The organism is Pseudomonas sp. CH61 (assembly GCF_059429415.1).
In genome coordinates this window covers 578594-597568 of record NZ_CM182098.1, presented here as the reverse complement: position 1 = coordinate 597568, position 18975 = coordinate 578594, and the positions used below count along the sequence as shown (strand labels likewise).

The 18975-nt window shown below is 59.1% G+C and carries 23 protein-coding genes; 10 read left to right on the top strand and 13 right to left on the bottom strand.

The window, feature by feature from the left end; all coding sequences use genetic code 11:
• Positions 1-157 precede the first annotated feature (157 nt).
• Complete coding sequence (locus AC5SEM_RS02680) at positions 158-1999, bottom strand: potassium transporter Kup (RefSeq protein WP_495473439.1); 1842 nt, start codon at positions 1997-1999, stop codon at positions 158-160.
• A 349-nt stretch (positions 2000-2348) separates the two neighbouring features.
• On the opposite strand from AC5SEM_RS02680, the gene rimO reads away from it, so the two are divergent.
• The 6 genes from rimO (at position 2349) to tsaA (ending at position 7881) form a co-directional block, all read left to right on the top strand.
• Positions 2349-3686: a 30S ribosomal protein S12 methylthiotransferase RimO gene (gene rimO / locus AC5SEM_RS02675; protein ID WP_495472120.1), complete on the top strand. Its 1338-nt coding sequence runs from the start codon at positions 2349-2351 to the stop codon at positions 3684-3686.
• A 442-nt stretch (positions 3687-4128) separates the two neighbouring features.
• Entirely contained in the window at positions 4129-4602 is a 474-nt protein-coding gene (locus AC5SEM_RS02670) for a GNAT family N-acetyltransferase (RefSeq protein ID WP_116028784.1), read from the top strand.
• 186 nt (positions 4603-4788) lie between these two features.
• Positions 4789-5499, top strand: a complete 711-nt coding sequence (locus AC5SEM_RS02665) for an rRNA pseudouridine synthase (RefSeq protein ID WP_042704893.1) — start codon at positions 4789-4791, stop codon at positions 5497-5499.
• Positions 5500-5571: 72 nt separating this feature from the next.
• Positions 5572-6039 (top strand): YehS family protein, encoded by a 468-nt coding sequence (locus AC5SEM_RS02660; protein ID WP_034154940.1) that lies wholly within the window; start codon positions 5572-5574, stop codon positions 6037-6039.
• A 189-nt stretch (positions 6040-6228) separates the two neighbouring features.
• Complete coding sequence (locus AC5SEM_RS02655) at positions 6229-6999, top strand: SDR family oxidoreductase (protein ID WP_495472119.1); 771 nt, start codon at positions 6229-6231, stop codon at positions 6997-6999.
• 183 nt (positions 7000-7182) lie between these two features.
• Entirely contained in the window at positions 7183-7881 is a 699-nt protein-coding gene (tsaA, locus tag AC5SEM_RS02650; RefSeq protein WP_495472118.1) for a tRNA (N6-threonylcarbamoyladenosine(37)-N6)-methyltransferase TrmO, read from the top strand.
• A gap of 159 nt (positions 7882-8040) precedes the next feature.
• Here the strand turns inward: tsaA and fpr are convergent, their stop codons facing one another.
• Positions 8041-8820 carry a ferredoxin-NADP reductase gene (fpr, locus tag AC5SEM_RS02645; protein WP_007908723.1) on the bottom strand — a complete coding sequence of 260 codons (780 nt, stop codon included), beginning with the start codon at positions 8818-8820 and terminating at the stop codon, positions 8041-8043.
• 133 nt (positions 8821-8953) lie between these two features.
• Here fpr and AC5SEM_RS02640 point away from each other — a divergent pair, with 133 nt between their 5' ends.
• Entirely contained in the window at positions 8954-9880 is a 927-nt protein-coding gene (locus AC5SEM_RS02640) for a LysR family transcriptional regulator (RefSeq protein ID WP_077571374.1), read from the top strand.
• Here the strand turns inward: AC5SEM_RS02640 and AC5SEM_RS02635 are convergent.
• Positions 9877-10239 (bottom strand): diacylglycerol kinase, encoded by a 363-nt coding sequence (locus tag AC5SEM_RS02635; protein ID WP_003222276.1) that lies wholly within the window; start codon positions 10237-10239, stop codon positions 9877-9879. The two genes, AC5SEM_RS02640 and AC5SEM_RS02635, sit on opposite strands and share 4 nt — an antisense overlap.
• A gap of 74 nt (positions 10240-10313) precedes the next feature.
• On the bottom strand, positions 10314-10964 hold the full coding sequence (erdR, locus tag AC5SEM_RS02630; protein ID WP_077571373.1) for a response regulator transcription factor ErdR: 651 nt from the start codon (positions 10962-10964) through the stop codon (positions 10314-10316).
• Here erdR and AC5SEM_RS02625 point away from each other — a divergent pair.
• Positions 10957-11115 carry a hypothetical protein gene (locus AC5SEM_RS02625; RefSeq protein WP_155740694.1) on the top strand — a complete coding sequence of 53 codons (159 nt, stop codon included), beginning with the start codon at positions 10957-10959 and terminating at the stop codon, positions 11113-11115. The genes erdR and AC5SEM_RS02625 overlap by 8 nt on opposite strands.
• A gap of 72 nt (positions 11116-11187) precedes the next feature.
• On the opposite strand, the gene AC5SEM_RS02620 is transcribed toward AC5SEM_RS02625, so the two are convergent.
• Positions 11188-11934, bottom strand: a complete 747-nt coding sequence (locus tag AC5SEM_RS02620) for a tRNA-uridine aminocarboxypropyltransferase (protein WP_212622846.1) — start codon at positions 11932-11934, stop codon at positions 11188-11190.
• A 189-nt stretch (positions 11935-12123) separates the two neighbouring features.
• On the opposite strand from AC5SEM_RS02620, the gene AC5SEM_RS02615 reads away from it, so the two are divergent.
• On the top strand, positions 12124-12549 hold the full coding sequence (locus tag AC5SEM_RS02615; RefSeq protein ID WP_008077172.1) for a PA3611 family quorum-sensing-regulated virulence factor: 426 nt from the start codon (positions 12124-12126) through the stop codon (positions 12547-12549).
• Here AC5SEM_RS02615 and AC5SEM_RS02610 read toward each other — a convergent pair whose 3' ends face one another.
• On the bottom strand, positions 12550-12744 hold the full coding sequence (locus AC5SEM_RS02610; protein WP_150706119.1) for a hypothetical protein: 195 nt from the start codon (positions 12742-12744) through the stop codon (positions 12550-12552). It lies immediately after the preceding gene.
• 338 nt (positions 12745-13082) lie between these two features.
• On the opposite strand from AC5SEM_RS02610, the gene AC5SEM_RS02605 reads away from it, so the two are divergent.
• Entirely contained in the window at positions 13083-14201 is a 1119-nt protein-coding gene (locus AC5SEM_RS02605; protein WP_495472117.1) for an LOG family protein, read from the top strand.
• Positions 14202-14256: 55 nt separating this feature from the next.
• Here AC5SEM_RS02605 and recX read toward each other — a convergent pair whose 3' ends face one another.
• From recX to AC5SEM_RS02570, 7 genes are all read right to left on the bottom strand, one after another.
• A complete protein-coding gene (recX, locus tag AC5SEM_RS02600) occupies positions 14257-14727 on the bottom strand; it encodes a recombination regulator RecX (protein WP_008077166.1) in 471 nt (156 codons plus the stop codon).
• Between the two features lie 8 nt (positions 14728-14735).
• The gene (gene recA, locus AC5SEM_RS02595; protein ID WP_007908746.1) at positions 14736-15791 is read right to left on the bottom strand and encodes a recombinase RecA; all 1056 of its coding nucleotides are present in this window, start codon (positions 15789-15791) and stop codon (positions 14736-14738) included.
• An 83-nt stretch (positions 15792-15874) separates the two neighbouring features.
• Positions 15875-16375: a CinA family protein gene (locus AC5SEM_RS02590; protein WP_495472116.1), complete on the bottom strand. Its 501-nt coding sequence runs from the start codon at positions 16373-16375 to the stop codon at positions 15875-15877.
• 67 nt (positions 16376-16442) lie between these two features.
• On the bottom strand, positions 16443-16961 hold the full coding sequence (locus AC5SEM_RS02585; protein ID WP_495472115.1) for a lysis system i-spanin subunit Rz: 519 nt from the start codon (positions 16959-16961) through the stop codon (positions 16443-16445).
• Entirely contained in the window at positions 16940-17506 is a 567-nt protein-coding gene (locus tag AC5SEM_RS02580; RefSeq protein WP_495472114.1) for a glycoside hydrolase family 19 protein, read from the bottom strand. Before AC5SEM_RS02580 ends, AC5SEM_RS02585 begins: the two co-directional genes overlap by 22 nt.
• Positions 17507-17569: 63 nt before the next feature.
• On the bottom strand, positions 17570-17797 hold the full coding sequence (locus tag AC5SEM_RS02575) for a hypothetical protein (RefSeq protein WP_495472113.1): 228 nt from the start codon (positions 17795-17797) through the stop codon (positions 17570-17572).
• Entirely contained in the window at positions 17797-18957 is a 1161-nt protein-coding gene (locus tag AC5SEM_RS02570) for a glycine-rich domain-containing protein (protein ID WP_495472112.1), read from the bottom strand. The genes AC5SEM_RS02575 and AC5SEM_RS02570 overlap by 1 nt, the downstream gene beginning before the upstream one ends.
• Positions 18958-18975: the final 18 nt, after the last annotated feature.

Genomic DNA, 18975 nt, shown 5'->3' with positions numbered 1-18975 from the left:
GCGGTGGATCTGGTAAAGATGTGCTGTCTGACACTCAGCCATCGCTAGCAGGCTAGCTCCCACAGGGGATTTGTGGTGGGTTTGAGGTTTATGTGCATGCACAAAAAAGCCCCCGCCAGCCACAAGGCTGCCGGGGGCTTTTCAGTTGAAGTGAGGCTTACATCTCCACCTGCGTCCCCAACTCAATCACCCGGTTCAGCGGCAAATTAAAGAACCGCAAGTTCCCATTGGCATTCTTCAACATGAACGCAAACAGCGCCTCACGCCAACGCGCCATGCCTTCAAGTTTCGAAGCAATCACCGTTTCACGGCTGAGGAAGTAGGTCGTGCGCATCGGACTGAAGTCCAGATCATCCAGATGACACAGCTTCAGCGCCTGCGGCACGTCCGGCTCGTCGGTGAAGCCGAAGTGCAGGATCACCCGGAAGAAGCCTTCGCCGTGTGCTTCGACTTCGAAACGCCGCGATGGCGGTACGCGCGGGATGTCTTCGTAGACCACCGTCAGCAGCACCACCTGCTCATGCAGTACCTGGTTGTGCAGCAAGTTGTGCAACAACGCATGCGGCACGGCGTCGGAGCGTGCGGTGAGGAACACCGCAGTGCCCTGCACCCGATGCGGCGGCTGCACGCGGATGCTGCTGATGAAGATCGGCAGCGGCAGCGCGCCTTCGTCGAGGCGGTCGACCAGCAATTGCTTGCCGCGCTTCCAGGTGGTCATCAGCACGAACAGCGCGATACCGGCGATCACCGGGAAGGCACCGCCCTGCACGATCTTCGGCACGTTGGCGGCGAAGTACAGACCGTCCACCAGCAGGAAGCCGATCAGCACCGGCACGGCGAGGATCGGTGGCCATTTCCACAGCAGCAACATAACCGCCGACACCAGAATGGTGGTCATCAGCATGGTGCCAGTCACCGCCACGCCATAGGCCGAGGCCAGTGCGCCGGAGGATTCGAAACCGAGCACCAATAGGACCACGCCGACCATCAGCGCCCAGTTCACCGCACCAATATAGATCTGGCCCTGCTCGTCGCTGGAGGTGTGCTGGATGTACATGCGCGGGATGTATCCGAGCTGAATCGCCTGACGGGTCAGGGAGAATGCACCGGAAATCACCGCTTGCGAGGCGATCACCGTGGCCAGCGTCGACAGACCGACCAGCGGAATCAGCGCCCAGCTCGGCGCCAGCAGATAGAACGGGTTACGCGCTGCTTCCGGGTTTTCCAGCAGCAAGGCGCCCTGACCGAAGTAATTGAGCACCAGCGCCGGCAACACCAGGATGAACCAGGCGCGGGCAATCGGCTTACGACCAAAATGGCCCATGTCGGCGTACAGCGCTTCGGCACCGGTCAGCGCCAGCACTACGGCGCCGAGGATCGCCACGCCCATGCCCGGATGCACGACGAAGAAATTCACCGCCCAGATCGGGTTCATCGCATGCAGCACTTCTGGCGTGTGGCTGATGCCGTACACACCGAGGGCGCCGAGGACGAGAAACCAAGTGACCATGATCGGCCCGAACAGGATGCCGATTCGCGCCGTACCGTGACGCTGGATCAGAAACAGTCCGACCAACACCACCAGCGACAACGGCACGACCCAATGGTCGATGCCATCAAACGCCAAGCCCAAACCTTCAATCGCCGACAAAACGGAGATCGCCGGGGTGATCATGCTGTCGCCATAAAACAGCGCCGCGCCGATCAGTCCGCACACCACCAGCAACGACCGCAGCTTCTTGCGATGCCCCGCCGCGCGACGTGCCAGTGCAGTGAGCGCCATGATGCCGCCCTCGCCCTGGTTGTCGGCGCGCAGCACGAACATCATGTATTTGATCGACACGACCCAGATCAGCGACCAGAAGATCAACGACAGAATACCCAGCACGCCATCGTGATTGACCGATACGCCGTAAGCGCCGGAAAACACTTCTTTGAGGGTGTACAACGGACTGGTGCCGATGTCGCCGTAAACCACCCCGACCGCCGCGACCAGCATGCTCAGCGGCTTGGAGGCCGAACCCTCGGCGCCTGCCGCATGACTACTTGCCTGACCCATCCAACACTCCTACTTCTCAGAACCGGCTTCTTGAATGAAGCACTATGCTTTGTGGTGCAGCATGCGCTGTTTTACCTGTTGTTACAGACGTTTTGTTGACTGTAAAAAATTGGTAAAGCTCAACGGCGCGAAGCATAGCGCAGCACTCGTCGTATTTCCCTGCATAAAGCTGGTCAAGTGCGTTGCCCGCCGCTAGAATTGCGCACTTTTTGATCAGAGGCGCGCCCTAAGCGCCCATCCGTCGGCTTTCGCACCAAGAAAGCGATGTCACAAAATACCGAGGTTAGACATGTCCACCACTCCCGCGCCGGCCAATCCAAAGGTTGGCTTTGTATCTCTGGGTTGCCCGAAAGCACTGGTCGACTCCGAGCGCATCCTGACCCAGCTGCGCATGGAAGGCTATGACGTGGTGTCCACCTATCAGGACGCCGACGTTGTAGTCGTCAACACCTGCGGTTTCATCGATTCGGCCAAAGCTGAATCTTTGGAAGTGATCGGCGAAGCGATCAAGGAAAACGGCAAGGTGATCGTCACCGGCTGCATGGGCGTGGAAGAAGGCAACATCCGCAACGTGCACCCGAGCGTGCTGGCCGTGACCGGTCCGCAGCAGTACGAGCAAGTGGTCAACGCCGTGCACGACGTGGTGCCACCGCGTAAGGATCACAACCCGCTGATCGACCTGGTGCCGCCGCAAGGCATCAAACTGACCCCGCGCCACTACGCCTACCTGAAGATTTCCGAAGGCTGCAACCACAGCTGCTCGTTCTGCATCATCCCGTCGATGCGCGGCAAACTGGTCAGCCGTCCGGTGGGCGATGTGCTCGACGAAGCTCAGCGTCTGGTCAAATCCGGCGTCAAAGAGCTGTTGGTGATCTCGCAAGACACCAGCGCCTACGGCGTTGACGTGAAATACCGCACCGGTTTCTGGAACGGCGCGCCGGTGAAAACCCGCATGACCGAACTCTGTGAAGCGCTGAGCACCCTCGGCGTCTGGGTGCGTCTGCACTACGTTTACCCGTACCCGCACGTTGACGAGCTGATCCCGTTGATGGCCGCCGGCAAGATCCTGCCGTACCTCGACATCCCGTTCCAGCACGCCAGCCCGAAAGTGTTGAAGTCGATGAAGCGCCCGGCGTTTGAAGACAAGACCCTGGCGCGGATCAAGAACTGGCGCGAAATCTGCCCGGACCTGATCATCCGTTCGACCTTCATCGTCGGCTTCCCGGGCGAAACCGAAGAAGATTTCCAGTACCTGCTGAACTGGCTGACCGAAGCCCAGCTCGACCGCGTCGGCTGCTTCCAGTACTCGCCGGTGGATGGCGCGCCAGCGAATGATCTGGATCTGGAGATCGTACCGGACGACGTCAAGCAGGATCGTTGGGATCGCTTCATGGCGCACCAGCAGGCGATCAGCTCGGCACGCCTGCAAATGCGCATCGGCCGTGAGATTGAAGTGCTGGTCGATGAAGTCGACGAGCAAGGCGCGGTTGGCCGCTGCTTCTTCGATGCCCCGGAAATCGATGGCAATGTGTTTATTGATAACGGCAGCAATCTCAAGCCTGGCGACAAGGTCTGGTGCAAGGTTACTGACGCTGACGAATACGATCTGTGGGCTGAGCAGATCTGATCTGATCTGAAGATCAAAAGCCCCTCACCCCAGCCCTCTCCCGGAGGGAGAGGGAGCTGACCGTGTTGTTCTTTCGAGGTACATCGACCTGAGCTATCCGGTCGAACTCAGGTTTGAACAGCATGAAGATCAGCTCCCTTCCCCCTCGCCCCTTCCCAGAGGGAGCGGGGACTGATCGACTTGTTCTTGCGTGCTGCACCGACCTGAAAGTTCGCGTCGTGCTCAGGTTTTGAACAGCACGAAGATCTGCTCCCTTCCCCCTCGCCCCCTTGGGGGAGAGGGTTGGGGTGAGGGGGAGAGATCTTGCTGGCGACAGAAGTATCCAGCCAGACACCGCAATAAATACAAAAAGCCCCGCTCTTTTTACAAGATGCGGGGCTTTTTTACGGCTATCGTTTAGCGGGGGACGGACTCCCTTGAAACGGACAAGAGGCAGACGGGCATGCGTCACCATTCGGTCATCCATACGCCGAAACTCAGCGATTATCAGGAACTGACCCGGGTCTGGGAGGCCTCGGTTCGCGCCACCCATGATTTTCTGCCGGACAGCTATATCGAGCTGCTGCGTAATCTGGTGCTCACGCGTTATCTGGATGCGGTGATGTTGATCTGCACCAAGGACGCCGACCAGCGCATCACCGGGTTTGCCGGGGTCGCGGCGGGCAAGATCGAGATGCTGTTCATCGATCCGGATTATCGGGGTCAGGGCTTGGGCAAGAAACTGCTGAACTACGCCCTGCAGCATTTGAATGCCGATGAACTCGACGTCAACGAACAGAACCCGCAGGCCTTGGGGTTTTACTTCAAGCAGGGTTTCGAGGTCATCGGCCGCTCGGAGGTCGATGGCATGGGCCAGCCGTATCCGTTGCTGCACATGCGTCTGCGACAAAATCAGCAACGCTCAAGCAACGGCTGACACAACCCAACCCCATGTAGGAGTGAGCCTGCTCGCGATAGCGCCAGATCAGCCACCATCAATGTCGAATGTCAGATGGCTATCGCGAGCAGGCTCACTCCTACAAAAAGCATTACCGAAATGGAACCGGGCTTAACCGGCGCCACACAGGTACAATGCCCACCCCTTTTTTGTTACGGCCCTGTCATGACTGACCCGATTCGCCTCTCCAAACGCCTCATCGAACTGGTCGGTTGCTCCCGCCGGGAGGCCGAGCTGTTCATTGAGGGCGGCTGGGTCACCGTGGACGGCGAAGTGATTGACGAGCCGCAATTCAAGGTCGGCGACCAGAAGGTCGAGCTCGACAAGGACGCCAAGGCCACCGCGCCGGAGCCGGTGACCATCCTGCTCAACGCCCCTGCCGGCATGGACGTTGAAACCGCCATGCAATCGCTGAGCGCCGAAACCCTCAGCGAAGAACACCGCTTCAGCAAGCGCCCGTTGCGCGGGCACTTCCTGCGCCTTACTGCCAGCGCCGACTTGCAAGCGAAGGCCAGCGGCCTGCTGGTGTTCACTCAGGATTGGAAGATCCTGCGCAAGCTCACCGCCGACGCCGCGAAGATCGAGCAGGAATACGTGGTCGAAGTCGAAGGTGACATGGTCGCCCACGGCCTCAATCGCTTGCAGCATGGCCTGACGCACAAGGGCAAAGAGCTGCCGCCAGTCAAGGCCAGCTGGCAGAACGAAAACCGTCTGCGCTTCGCCATGAAGAACCCGCAGCCGGGGATCATCGCCCAGTTCTGCGAAGCGGTCGGCCTCAAGGTCATCGGCATCCGCCGCATCCGCATCGGCGGCGTCTCGATCGGCAAGGTCCCGGTCGGCCAATGGCGCTACCTGTCCGGCAAAGAGAAGTTCTAAGACTTCCACTGCCGCCACACATTCCGGCAGCGCGCCTGCGCGCTGCCCACAACGCTTATCAGGATTACTCACATGATTCATAACGACGTATTGCGCAGCGTGCGCTACATGCTCGACATCAGCGACAAGAAAGTTGTCGAAATCATCAAACTCGGCGGCATGGAAGTAGCACTCGCCGACGTAGTGACCTGGCTCGACAAGAAAGAAGAAGACGAAGAAGGTTTCGTGCGCTGCCCGGACGAAGTCATCGCGCACTTCCTCGATGGTCTGGTGATCTTCAAGCGTGGCAAGGACGAAAGCCGTCCGCCACAGCCGATCGAAGTGCCGGTGACCAACAACATCATCCTGAAAAAACTGCGTGTGGCCTTCGAATTGAAAGAAGACGACATGCACGCGATCCTCAAGGCCGCCGAGTTCCCGGTGTCCAAGCCTGAGCTGAGCGCGCTGTTCCGCAAGGTCGGCCACACCAACTACCGCCCGTGTGGCGACCAGTTGCTGCGCAACTTCCTCAAGGGTCTCACGCTACGCGTGAGAGCTTAAAAGCAGCTACAAGCTGCAAGCTACAAGCTACAAGCTACAAGCTGCAAGTTGCCACACCGCGTTAACTTGTAGCTTGCAGCTTGCCACTCGAAGCTGGCCGCATGGCCCCCCATTCCTTCCGAAAATAGTGGCTCCGCTTTTCGCGGCTGACGACTAGGGTGTACTGATCCCTAATCCTCAGGACTCGCCATGCACCCGTACTTTTCCCTGCAAGGCCGCACCGCTCTGGTGACCGGCGGCACCCGTGGTATCGGCAAAATGATCGCCAAGGCCTTTGTCGAGGCTGGCGCGCGCGTTTACGTCTGCTCGCGCGACGCCGAAGCCTGCCATCAAACGGCTGAAGAACTCAGCGCCTTGGGCAAGTGCCACGGCGTGGCGGCGAATCTGGCGACGGAAGAAGGCGTGCAGGAACTGGCCGCGCGCCTGGGTGAGCAGATCACTCATCTGGATATTCTGGTGAACAACGCCGGCACCACCTGGGGCGCGCCACTGGAGAGCTATCCGGTCAAGGGCTGGGAGAAGGTCATGCAGCTCAACGTGACCTCGGTGTTCAGTTGCATCCAGCAGTTCCTGCCGCTGTTGCGCAAGGGTGGTTCGGCGGCGAATCCGGCGCGGATTATCAATATCGGTTCGGTGGCGGGGATTTCTTCGTTTGGCGAGCAGGCGTATGCCTATGGGCCAAGTAAGGCGGCCCTGCATCAATTGTCGCGAATTCTTGCGCGGGAGCTGGTGAGCCAGCACATCAATGTCAACGTGATCGCGCCGGGGCGCTTTCCGAGCAAGATGACGCAGCATATTGGCAGCGATCAGCAGGCATTGGCTGAGGACACGGCGCTGATTCCGATGAAGCGCTGGGGGCGTGAAGAGGAGATGGCGGCGTTGGCGATCAGTCTGGCGAGTACGGCTGGGGCTTATATGACCGGAAATATTATTCCGCTGGATGGCGGGTTCAGCCTCTAGGTCGGCGGTGAAGCTATCGCGAGCAGGCTCACTCCTACAGGGATTTTCAGCGAACAGAGATTTTGTGTACATCCACAACCCTGTAGGAGTGAGCCTGCTCGCGATGGCGTCTGCCCTGCCACCACCAGACTTGAGACGGGACGGGGTATCATGCCCACCCCTGCCCCGCTTCGAATGCAAACCATGACTTACAGCGTCTCCCCCATCGGCTTCGTGCGCTCCTGCTTCAAGGAGAAATTCGCCATCCCGCGCCAACCGCAATTGGCCCCCGCCGCCCGCGGAGTGCTGGAACTGGTGGCGCCGTTTGATCAGGGTGACGCCGTGCAGGGCCTGGAACAGGTCAGCCATGTCTGGCTGCTATTTCTGTTCCATCAGGCACTGGAAGACAAACCAAGGCTGAAAGTCCGTCCGCCCCGTTTGGGCGGCAACAAATCCATGGGCGTGTTCGCCACCCGCGCGACTCACCGTCCTAACGGCATCGGCCAATCGGTGGTGAAACTGGACAAGGTCGAAGCCAATCGCCTGTTCATCTCCGGCATCGACTTGCTCGACGGCACGCCGGTTCTCGACATAAAGCCCTACGTGCCTTACGCCGACATCATTCCCGACGCCGCCAACAGCATCGCCAGCGCTGCGCCGCATCTGATTGACGTGCAGTGGACGGACTCGGCGCTGAAACAAGCGCACACACACGCTCAGCGCCTTGACGAGCCGTTGGTTGAGCTTATTGAACAGTGTCTGGCGCAGGATCCGCGCCCGGCGTATCAAACCCCGGCGCCGGAACGTGAATACGGCGCGCAGTTCTGGGATCTGGATGTGCGCTGGCATTACCCGACACCGGAGCAGATCCGTGTGCTCGAAGTGATTCCTGCCAAGGCGTAACCCCCGAAAACGAAAAAGCCCGCGCTGCCTTCTCAGGCAACGCGGGCTTTTTGCTTTTCTGTAGGAGGGAGCCTGCTCGCGATAGGGCTGTGTCAGTCGACATCCATCTTGACTGATCCATCGCTATCGCGAGCAGGCTCACTCCTACAGTTTTGGGGCTTACTTCTCGACGAACGCACGCTCGATCAGGTAGTCACCCGGCTCGCGCATCCGCGCCGAGATCTTCAGGCCGAAGCTGTCGAGCACTTCGCTGGTCTCGTCGAGCATGCTCGGGCTGCCGCAGATCATCGCGCGGTCGTCCTGCGGATTGATCGGTGGCAGGCCGATGTCGCTGAACAGCTTGCCGCTGCGCATCAGATCGGTCAGACGGCCCTGATTCTCGAAAGGCTCGCGAGTCACGGTCGGGTAGTAGATCAGCTTGTCACGCAGCGCTTCGCCGAAGAACTCGTTCTGCGGCAGGTGCTCGGTGATGAATTCGCGGTAGGCGACTTCGTTGACGTAGCGCACACCGTGAACCAGGATCACTTTTTCAAAGCGCTCGTAGGTTTCCGGGTCCTGAATCACGCTCATGAACGGCGCCAGGCCAGTGCCGGTGCTCAGCAGGTACAAGTGCTTGCCCGGGTTCAGGTCGTCGAGTACCAGGGTGCCGGTAGGCTTCTTCGAGATGATGATCTCGTCGCCTTCCTTCAAATGCTGCAGTTGCGAAGTCAGCGGGCCGTCCTGCACCTTGATGCTGAAGAACTCCAGATGCTCTTCCCAGTTCGGGCTGGCGATCGAGTAAGCGCGCATAAGCGGGCGGCCATTGGGCTGTTGCAGGCCGATCATCACGAACTGACCGTTCTCGAAGCGCAGGCCCGGATCGCGGGTGCACTTGAAGCTGAACAGAGTGTCGTTCCAGTGATGAACACTGAGGACACGCTCGTGGTTCATGTTGCTCATGTACGTTTGACTCCTGGAGATTGGGTCTGCGCTGGCTTTTGAAGGCGACGGTGCGCAATTGCATCGCATTCTAATAGCGACGACAATATCTGTTAACTGGATTATTAAGATAAGGGTTATCGGTTATATCGATATGCGATTTACTCTCCGTCAACTGCAAGTCTTCGTCGCCGTCGCCCAGCAGGAAAGCGTATCCCGTGCTGCGGGTCTGCTCAACCTCTCGCAGTCGGCCGCCAGCACCTCGATCACCGAGCTCGAGCGCCAATCCAGCTGCCAGCTGTTCGATCGCGCCGGCAAACGGCTGAGCCTCAACGCCCTCGGCAAACAGCTGTTGCCGCAGGCGGTGGCCCTGCTCGATCAGGCCAAGGAAATCGAAGACCTGCTCAACGGCAAATCCGGTTTCGGCTCGCTGTCAGTGGGCGCGACGCTGACCATCGGCAATTATCTGGCGACTTTGCTGATCGGCAGTTTCATGCAGCGCCACCCGGAAAGTCAGGTAAAGCTGCACGTGCAGAACACTGCCAATATCGTGCAACAAGTCGCCCATTACGAAATTGATCTGGGTCTAATCGAAGGCGATTGCAGCCACCCGGACATCGAAGTGCAGAGCTGGGTCGAAGATGAGTTGGTGGTGTTCTGCGCGCCACAGCATCCATTGGCCCAACGCGGCAGCGCGAGCATGGAAGAGCTGACTCACGAAGCGTGGATTCTGCGTGAACAAGGTTCCGGCACGCGTCTGACCTTCGATCAGGCCATGCGTCACCATCGCAGTTCGCTGAATATCCGTCTGGAGCTGGAGCACACCGAAGCGATCAAACGCGCGGTGGAATCGGGGCTGGGGATTGGCTGCATCTCGCGGCTGGCGCTGCGCGATGCGTTCCGCCGCGGCAGTCTGGTGCCGGTGGAAACGCCGGATCTGGATCTGGCCCGGCAGTTCTACTTCATCTGGCACAAACAGAAATATCAGACTTCCGCCATGCGCGAGTTTCTCGATCTGTGCCGCGCTTTCACCGCCGGGGTGCAGCGCAGCGACGAGATCGTTTTGCCGACAATCGCTTAAAGCAGAATCACTGCCCACACCAGCGCGATCATGCTCAGTGCCACGAATTGCGCGGCGCTGCCCATGTCCTTGGCGTTCTTCGACAGCGGGTGCAGTTCCAGCGAGATGCGGTCGATGGCTGCTTCCACCGCCGAGTTCAGCAACTCGACGATCAGCGCCAACAGGCACACCGCGATCAACAGCGCTTGTTCAACGCGGCTGACATTGAGGAAGAACGTCAACGGAATCAGCACCACATTGAGCAGTACCAATTGGCGGAAGGCTGCTTCGCCGGTGAAGGCTGCGCGCAGGCCGTCCAGCGAATAACCGGAGGCGTTGAGGATACGTTTCAGGCCGGTCTGGCCCTTGAAAGGTGACATAAAGTAGAAACCAACCAAAAAGGAGTGGGAAAGCTAGATCAACAAAAGTCAAAAAAGCGTGAAGACGCCAGCCATTATTGGCTCGGAATTGACTCAAGTTGTTGCAGCAGTAAAGCCGCTTGCGTGCGAGTGCGCACATTCAGCTTGCGAAAGATCGCCGTAACGTGGGCCTTGATGGTCGCTTCCGACACACTCAACTCATAAGCAATCTGCTTGTTCAGCAGGCCTTCGCAGACCATGGTCAACACGCGGAACTGCTGCGGCGTCAGGCTGGCCAGACCATCGCTGGCGGCCTTGGCTTCGTCGGAAACGGCGACGGCTTCGAACGCTTGCGGCGGCCAGAAGACATCGCCATCGAGCACTTTGCGTACAGCTTGCTGAATCACGCTGAGATCGCTGGACTTGGGAATAAAGCCACTGGCGCCAAACTCACGGGATTTGACCATCACCGACGCTTCTTCCTGCGCCGAAACCATCACCACCGGAATCTGCGGGTACTGGCCGCGTAGCATGACCAATCCGGAAAACCCGAAAGCGCCGGGCATGTTCAGGTCCAGCAGGACCAGATCCCAGTCAGCCTTTTCGGTCAGGCGGGTTTCCAGCTCGGCGATGCTCGCCACTTCCACCAACCTTACATCCGGGCCAAGGCCCAGGGTCACCGCTTGATGCAGGGCGCTACGAAACAGGGGGTGATCATCGGCAATCAGGATGTCGTATGTGGCCATTTTTCAAATGATCCTGTTTTTGATGGCAGACCCGGTGCATTCCGGTCTGGCCAAAGCAACTCAAGATGCCGCTTTCAAGCGATATCCACAGGGGCACGTTCAACGCCAATCAACAGCAAACACGGCGTTTCAAACCTTGGCCGCACCCTAAACGGCGCCAAGCATGCCCAGCGAAGACGGGGTGGTCAAGCAGCACGGCCGCCGCTGCGTACAGTATGGGCCACTATTGGGCCAACTCCGGCTGCGGCTTTCGTATATAGGGCAGTAACTCGGCGTGAGCGGGGGTGGACTCATTCATGTCGACCTGCTGTTTGGCGCCGAGGTAATGCTGGCTGAACACGTCAAAATAGGCGTCCAGCGCAGAGGCGGCGTCAGAGTCGCCGGCCAGTTCCAGGCACAGCGCCGCGACTTCGGCAGTGCACAGGTGCTCGCTGCGGGTCGAACGGCGCAGGCGATAGCGCGAAAGTTTGTCGGGCAGCAGACTCAAGATCGGCAAGCGATCGAAATACGGGCTCTTGCGGAAAATCTTCCGCGCTTCGGTCCACGTCGCATCGAGCAGAATGAACAGCGGGCGCTTGCTGTTAACGGGAGCGACCGTATTGGTCACCCGTGACGGCTCGACGTATTCGCCGGGAAACACCAGATACGGTTGCCATTGCGGGTCGTTGAGCAGCGCCAGCATCTGTGGATCGGGCTCGGTGCGCGACCAGATGAACGCGTGGTTATCGCGCACGACGTCGGCAATCAGCCAACCGGTGTTGCTCGGCTTGAACACTTCCTTGCCGGTCATGATCAGGCACACGCCCGAACGCGTTTCGACACTCGGGCGCCAGGCGCACAGGCAATGGCTGATGATCACCCGGCAGTCGCGGCAACGCTCAGAGCGAAAACCTCGGGCCTGAATCGGCTTGATGCCTTCATCTTCGCGCTGGTCGCGCAGACGAGCAACGGCGTTGGGGGCATGGTTCATCGCGGATAACGCCGAAAAGCAGGAAAACTCGACACGAACAACACTCGGCAGGGCAATAAAGGCCGGCAGTTTACCAGAGCGACGGGCACAAGCCTGTACCCTCCCGACCGGCTCCCCTATAATTCGCCGCCACTGAACGCACAGTCACGTGGCTGGTCGAACCACCAGTCACTGAACCAGGAGAGTTTCATGCTGCGCCTTATCGTTCCCACCGCTGCCATTCTGCTGGCGTCGTCCTTCACCGCTCAGGCTGCCTCCCTGAGTGAGCAGAATCTGAACCGCGAGCTGCGCAACGTCGCCGCCCAGAGCAGCGTCGGCACGCCACGCGCCATCAGTGAAGATATTCTTGATCAGGGCTTCACCGTTGAAGGCACGCAGTTGATCAACCACCTGAGCGTACAGAAGAGCCACGCCGACAAGATGCGCGCTGACCCTAAAGCCGTGTATTTCCAGTTGGGCGCTTCGGTGTGCAACAACCCGTCGTTTCGCAAGCTGATGGCCAAGGGCGCGATCATGCGTTACGACTTCACGGAAGTGAAAACCAACAAAGCGATCGGCTCCGCCAGCTACCAGGAATCGGATTGCCCGAAAGCCGGTCCGGCGAAGAAGAAGTAATCATCGCGAATTGGCGCGCCGCTGTTCATCCTCGGCGCGCAGTTCGGCCAGCAGAGCCTGTAGATAGTGCGAACGGCGCTCGCCGCCCGCCAAGCGCCGGCAGCACTCCTCTTCGAGACTGAGATGATTGGTCTCGGCTGCCGCTTTCAACATCCGATACAGCTGCGTATCGATCTCCAGAATCACTCTGGCCATGTGTCCCGCCTCCTTGCCACCCGCAAATCCTTGAATCGCGTGCACCGTGACGCAAAGCTGTCGTACGACGCCTGTAAGTTAGTTAATCAGAGGGATTGCCGCTCGGCGCACGTTCGGACGAGCGGTGAAGGAATCGGCGGACAATCAATAATCGGTTGCCAGGCAAAACGTTGCGGCGCAATGATCAAGTCAGCGCAAATGCGCGCAAGGGTCTAAATTCAGAGTATTCCCGATCATTTTTCAACGGCAGCAAAGGAACTGCCGATCGTGTGTTTTTTGCAGCGCGGCACTGACGCCGCTCGTCAGGGCCATCCGCTCTGTGCAGAAGGAGACGTTGAATGCCTTACCAACCGAATGACCTCTTGAGCCGTCATTTTCAGGAAAGCGGTCCCGACCTCATCAGTAAGGTCGAAGAACAACTCAACCGTGTTTCCCCCAACAGCCCGAACATTCCCATCTATCGCGACATGATCCTGACCGTGCTGCGCATGGCCCAGGAAGACCACAACCGCTGGAATGCCAAGATCACCTTGCAAGCCCTGCGCGAACTGGAGCAGGCCTTTCGGGTACTTGAGCAATTCAAGGGCAGACGCAAAGTCACCGTGTTCGGCTCGGCGCGCACCCCGGTCGAACATCCTCTATACGCCATGGCCCGAGAACTCGGCGCGGCGTTGACCCGCTCGGGGATGATGGTCATCACCGGTGCCGGGGGCGGAATCATGGCCGCCGCCCATGAAGGTGCCGGTCGCGATCACAGCCTCGGGTTCAACATCACCCTGCCCTTCGAACAACATGCCAACCCGACGGTAGACGGCACCGGCAATCTGCTGCCGTTCCACTTCTTCTTCACGCGAAAACTGTTTTTCGTCAAAGAAGCTGACGCGCTGGTTTTATGCCCGGGCGGTTTCGGCACGCTGGATGAAGCTTTGGAAGTACTGACGTTGATCCAGACCGGCAAAAGCCCATTGGTGCCGGTAGTGCTGCTGGATGCACCCGGCGGAACGTTCTGGCAAGGCGCGATGGACATCATCCGCCAGCAACTGGAGGCCAACCACTACATCCTGCCAACGGACATGAAACTGATGCGACTGGTTTACACCGTCGAAGAGGCGGTGGATCAGATCAACCAGTTCTACAGCAACTTCCACTCCAGTCGCTGGCTCAAGCGTCAGTTCGTGATTCGCATGCACCACAAACTCAGCGATCAGGCGCTGGAGCACATGCAGGAAGCATTCGCCGATCTGTGCCTGAGTGACCAGTTTCATCAGCACGACTACAACGGTGAGGAACACGATGAAGCGCAGTTCAGCCATCTGGCGCGACTGGCCTTCGCTTTCAACGCGCGCACTCACGGGCGCCTGAGGGAGTTGATCGACTACATCAACCTGCCGGAAAACTGGGCTCATTCAAAACCGCAAACAGCGCAACGTTCGCGTGAACCTTCCAAGGTAATTTGAGGGCAAAAAAAAACGGCCCGCTATTTTCATAGCGGGCCGTTTTTATTGAAGCAGCTTAATCGTCCATCCCTCGACCGCTGAACAAGCGGTTGATCATCTCCATCGAGAACCCCCGATAGGCCAGGAACCGACCTTGCTTGGCCCGTTCCTTCGCATCAATCGGTAAATGCCCGGAGAACTTCCGGCGCCAAGTGTCCTGAAGTTGTTCCTGCCAACTGATACCGCTTTCGCGCAGGGCGAGTTCGATATCGGCACGTTGCAAACCGCGCTGGCTCAGCTCTTCGCGAATCCGCAGAGGGCCGTAGCCGGAACGGGCACGGTAGGAAACAAAGCTTTCAAGGTAACGGGCTTCGGAAAGCAGCCCCTCTTCCGTTAAACGGTCGAGGGCTGTTTCGATCATCTCCGCTTCAGCGCCGCGCTGACGCAGTTTGCGCGTCAGCTCGACTCGACCGTGCTCGCGGCGTGCGAGCAGGTCCATGGCGGTTCGCCGCACCGCGACGAGGGTATCGAGTACGGCGGTGGTCATCGCTGCAATCAGATATCAGCGTCGGCCAGATCGTCTTCAGTCTCTTTGACTGCAGAGGCCTTGGAGTCGATCACTGCCGGCGTCAGCAGCTTGTCACGCAGTTGCTTCTCGAGCTTCGCGGCGATTTCCGGGTTGTCTGCCAGGAACTTGGCCGAGTTGGCCTTGCCCTGACCGATCTTGGTGCCTTCGTAGGCATACCAGGCGCCGGACTTCTCGACGAAACCGTGCAGCACACCCAGGTCGATCATCTCGCCATTGAGGTAGATGCCCTTGCCGTAAAGAATCTGGAACTCGGCCTGACGGAACGGCGAAGCGACCTTGTTCTTCACAACCTTGACGCGGGTTTCGCTACCGACCACTTCGTCACCTTCTTTCACCGCGCCGGTACGGCGGATGTCGAGACGAACCGAAGCGTAGAACTTCAGTGCGTTACCACCGGTGGTGGTTTCCGGGCTACCGAACATCACGCCGATCTTCATGCGGATCTGGTTGATGAAGATCACCAAACAGTTGGCGTTCTTGATGTTACCGGTGATTTTACGCAGCGCCTGGGACATCAGACGGGCTTGCAGGCCCACGTGCATGTCACCCATTTCGCCTTCGATTTCAGCCTTCGGTACCAGTGCAGCCACGGAGTCGACGATGATCACGTCAACCGCGTTGGAACGCACCAGCATGTCGGTGATTTCCAGTGCCTGTTCGCCGGTGTCCGGCTGGGAAACCAGCAGGTCGTCGACGTTGACGCCCAGTTTGCCAGCATACTCTGGGTCGAGGGCGTGTTCGGCGTCGACGAATGCGCAGGTCGCGCCGGCTTTTTGAGCCTGGGCGATCACGGACAAGGTCAGTGTGGTTTTACCGGAGGATTCAGGACCGTAGATTTCAACGATACGGCCTTTTGGCAGGCCGCCAATGCCGAGTGCGATGTCCAGACCCAGAGAGCCAGTCGAGATAGCCGGGATCGCCTGACGGTCTTGATCGCCCATACGCATCACGGCACCCTTGCCGAATTGACGTTCGATCTGACCCAGGGCCGCAGCCAAGGCTTTCTTCTTGTTGTCGTCCATTAAAGTCCTCACGTAATCAATAAGGCCTGACGGCCAACACCTGTATAAGTAGCCAGTATTATTCCACAGCGTTCGCGGATCGCCTACCCCTGATTTTCGATTTCTCGTGCCGCTAGTCGCAGGAGCCCCTCTAGCGCGGCCTTCACCGTTTGTCGGCGGACGTCATCGCGGTTGCCGGGGAAGTGCTGAACCTCACTCGTGACCGCTTCGCCAACGCCCCACGCCAGCCACACCGTACCGACCGGTTTGTTCGGCGAGCCGCCGTCCGGCCCGGCAATCCCGCTGACAGCCACGGCAAATCGCGCCAGGCTTTTGTCCTGGGCACCACGCACCATCGCTTCAACCACCTCGCGACTGACCGCGCCCACCGTCTCGAATAACTCGGTCGGCACATTCAGTTGTTGGGTTTTCTGCCGGTTGGAGTAGGTCACGTAGCCCGCCTCGAACCACGCCGAACTGCCGGGAATCCGTGTGATGGCTTCGGCAATCCCGCCACCGGTACACGACTCGGCGGTGGTGACGTGGGCATTGAGCAGTTGCAGACGTCGACCAAGGTCGGCGGCCAGTTGAGTGATCTCTTTCACGGCGTGCTCCGGATCGTGTGGAATGCCTCCACCGTACACGACCCGGTTGCGCTTTCAATACACAGACTCATTCAAAATGTTCGGGCGCCAGCGCTCTGACATACGCCTGACAAGCCTGCAAGGCAATCAGTCCACGGTCGCCGGTATCGGTGATGGCGACAATTCGTTGAGCATGCGCCGGGTCAAGTCGGGCGCGTACGGTTGCATGATCCACGCTGCCGGCGCTGGCGGCGGCTGGCACGTTGCAGCCTGGGGCAGCGTCGCTGGCGTCGAGAAGGACTGACAGGCGCACATCAGCAGTGGCAAGACGATCGCGCAGGCGATCCTGATCACGTTGGGCATCGCTCAGCGCTCGGTAGTGGGTTTGTTCACTGGTGGCGAGCCGTTGCTCCAGCGCCAGGCGTTTATCCTGCTCGGCCTGTTGCGCGGTGGCGGCGGCCAAAGTCAGTTGATTGAGGGTTTCGGCGTTTAACCGGGCCTGCTCGGCCAATTGCCGTTCGTAGCGCCACTCCTGAAACTGCCAAGCCCCGGCAAACGCACCAGCGCCCAGCAACAGGATGCCGATCATTCGCCAGGGGATTGGCATAGCACCGCCCTCGCCCGCGCCCAGATTTCCAGACGATCCTGCAAGCCGTTCAACCCGCCGTTGATGCGACGGCTAATGGTGTTGAACTCGTCGCGGTCGGCCAGTGCGTTCAAACCTTTCTGTTCCCAGAACCAAGCGGCAGACTCAGCGGCCCATTGCGGCTGTTCGAGCAGTTCGGGCAACGACAGCAGGCGCTCATCGCCGAACAGACCAAGACTGCACTGGCGGTAATTCGAACGGCCGGTAATCTGGATCAACCCGCGCCCTCGGTATTTTTGCCCGTCGCCGTCAGCCTCCGGCGTGTTGCCCAGACGCAAGGCCAACGTACCGGTGTCGTATTTGCTCAGGTATTGGTTGTTGCCCAGTTCTCGCACATAGCGCAGTTGCCCTGACTCATGGCCGATTTGCGCAAGAAATGCCGCGATACGTTTGGGCGAATCAATATGACGGCGCGCCATGGCGCTGTTGAGCACAGAAACAAAAACGCCCGCTTGGCTGCGGGCGTTGGGCATGATGTCGATAAGGTTGTTTTCAGTTATTTGCATAATGCTTGATCCTCCCTGGATATTGCCTCGATTGAATCACGGTTGACGGCCAATGCCGCTCAGTCACTTTTTTGCCAGAGTTTTCAGGGTGCTGTCCGGCGTCAGTTCTTCGGGGGTTGCGAACACCCAACCGAGGGTGCCGAAGTTGGCGGTCCAGTCGATTTGCGGTGCAGGAGTGATTTCAGTGATGTCGATCCAGAGCAGATCCGGATGAAACATCTCGGCCATATTTCCGTCGGTGGAGAACAACTCGACCACCGCGTCGTTGACGATGCGTGCGTAGGTTTTCATCAGGCGTACTCGTAGATGATCACGGCACCGGGAGCGCCTGCTGCGCCCGGTCTGCCCGGCTGATTGGTTGTGTTAGCGATCCCGCCCGCGCCTGAACCATAACCGGAACCGGGGGCAGCCACACTCAATGCGACGCTGCTCGCATACCCACCACTGCCAAGCGGTGAGTTTGCGCCGTGCCCGGCAAGTGTTGATCCAGTGAGGCACATCCCTGGGTTGCCGGCCGCACCTGCCGAATTGACAATGTTGCCGCCACTTGAGGTTTGGCTGGGAAAACCACCCACATACAAGCCGAATCCAGGAAGCGTGAGCGGAGAACTCGAGGGAGACCCGCCACCACCGGTGGCCGTAACCAATGAACCCAGCGAACTTGTACCGCCACTTCCTCCGCCTGTGCCGACAACCCCCGCCGCGCCCCCAGCCCCCACGGTAATGATTTGGCTCTGCCCGATCGCGGCAGAGGATAACCAGGCTTGTGCGTAGCTACCGGAGGCGCCACCGCCTGTAAGGGAAACCTGGGTAGAGTTGGTCGCACCGATTCCCGAGCTGCCACCACCTCCGCCGACGATGGTGACCCATACGTTCTTCATTCCCACTGCTGGCACATAGATGCCGGACGCGGTAAATGTCCTGATCCCCAAGAGCCGGCCACTTGCAGCATTGCCACCACTCGCATACACCAGCACCCAACTATCCAGTGCTGCGCTGTACACCACCGAACACACACTACCGCCGACAATCTCCGCAGACCGCAACGCACTCAGCCCAAGGCTCAATAGTGGCTTGGGCATCAACCCGTTCGGCGCAAACGTACTCACCCCGGTATTGGCATTACCGGCAGTAAAGCGCAGCGCCAAGCCGTCCTTCAATACGTTGACGGCAGGCACATAATTGGCCATGTACAGATTGGCCGCACCGATGTCAGTGGCATATTTATCTTCACCTGCCTGACTGAGTTTTTTCACCGCTTGCAACAACTGGGTTGCATCGGCTTCGCTCGGCTCAAGGCCGGCGGATTTGACGACGTTCAACAGCTCGTCGGTAACGCTGTTCCCCCACGTCGCGGGGATCAACGATCCGGGCAATCCCGCGACGACATCTTCATTGACGAATTTCCCATTCACCAGCCCGACACTGGGAACGCTTTTTGGATAGTCCATTTCAACTTCCCTGATGAC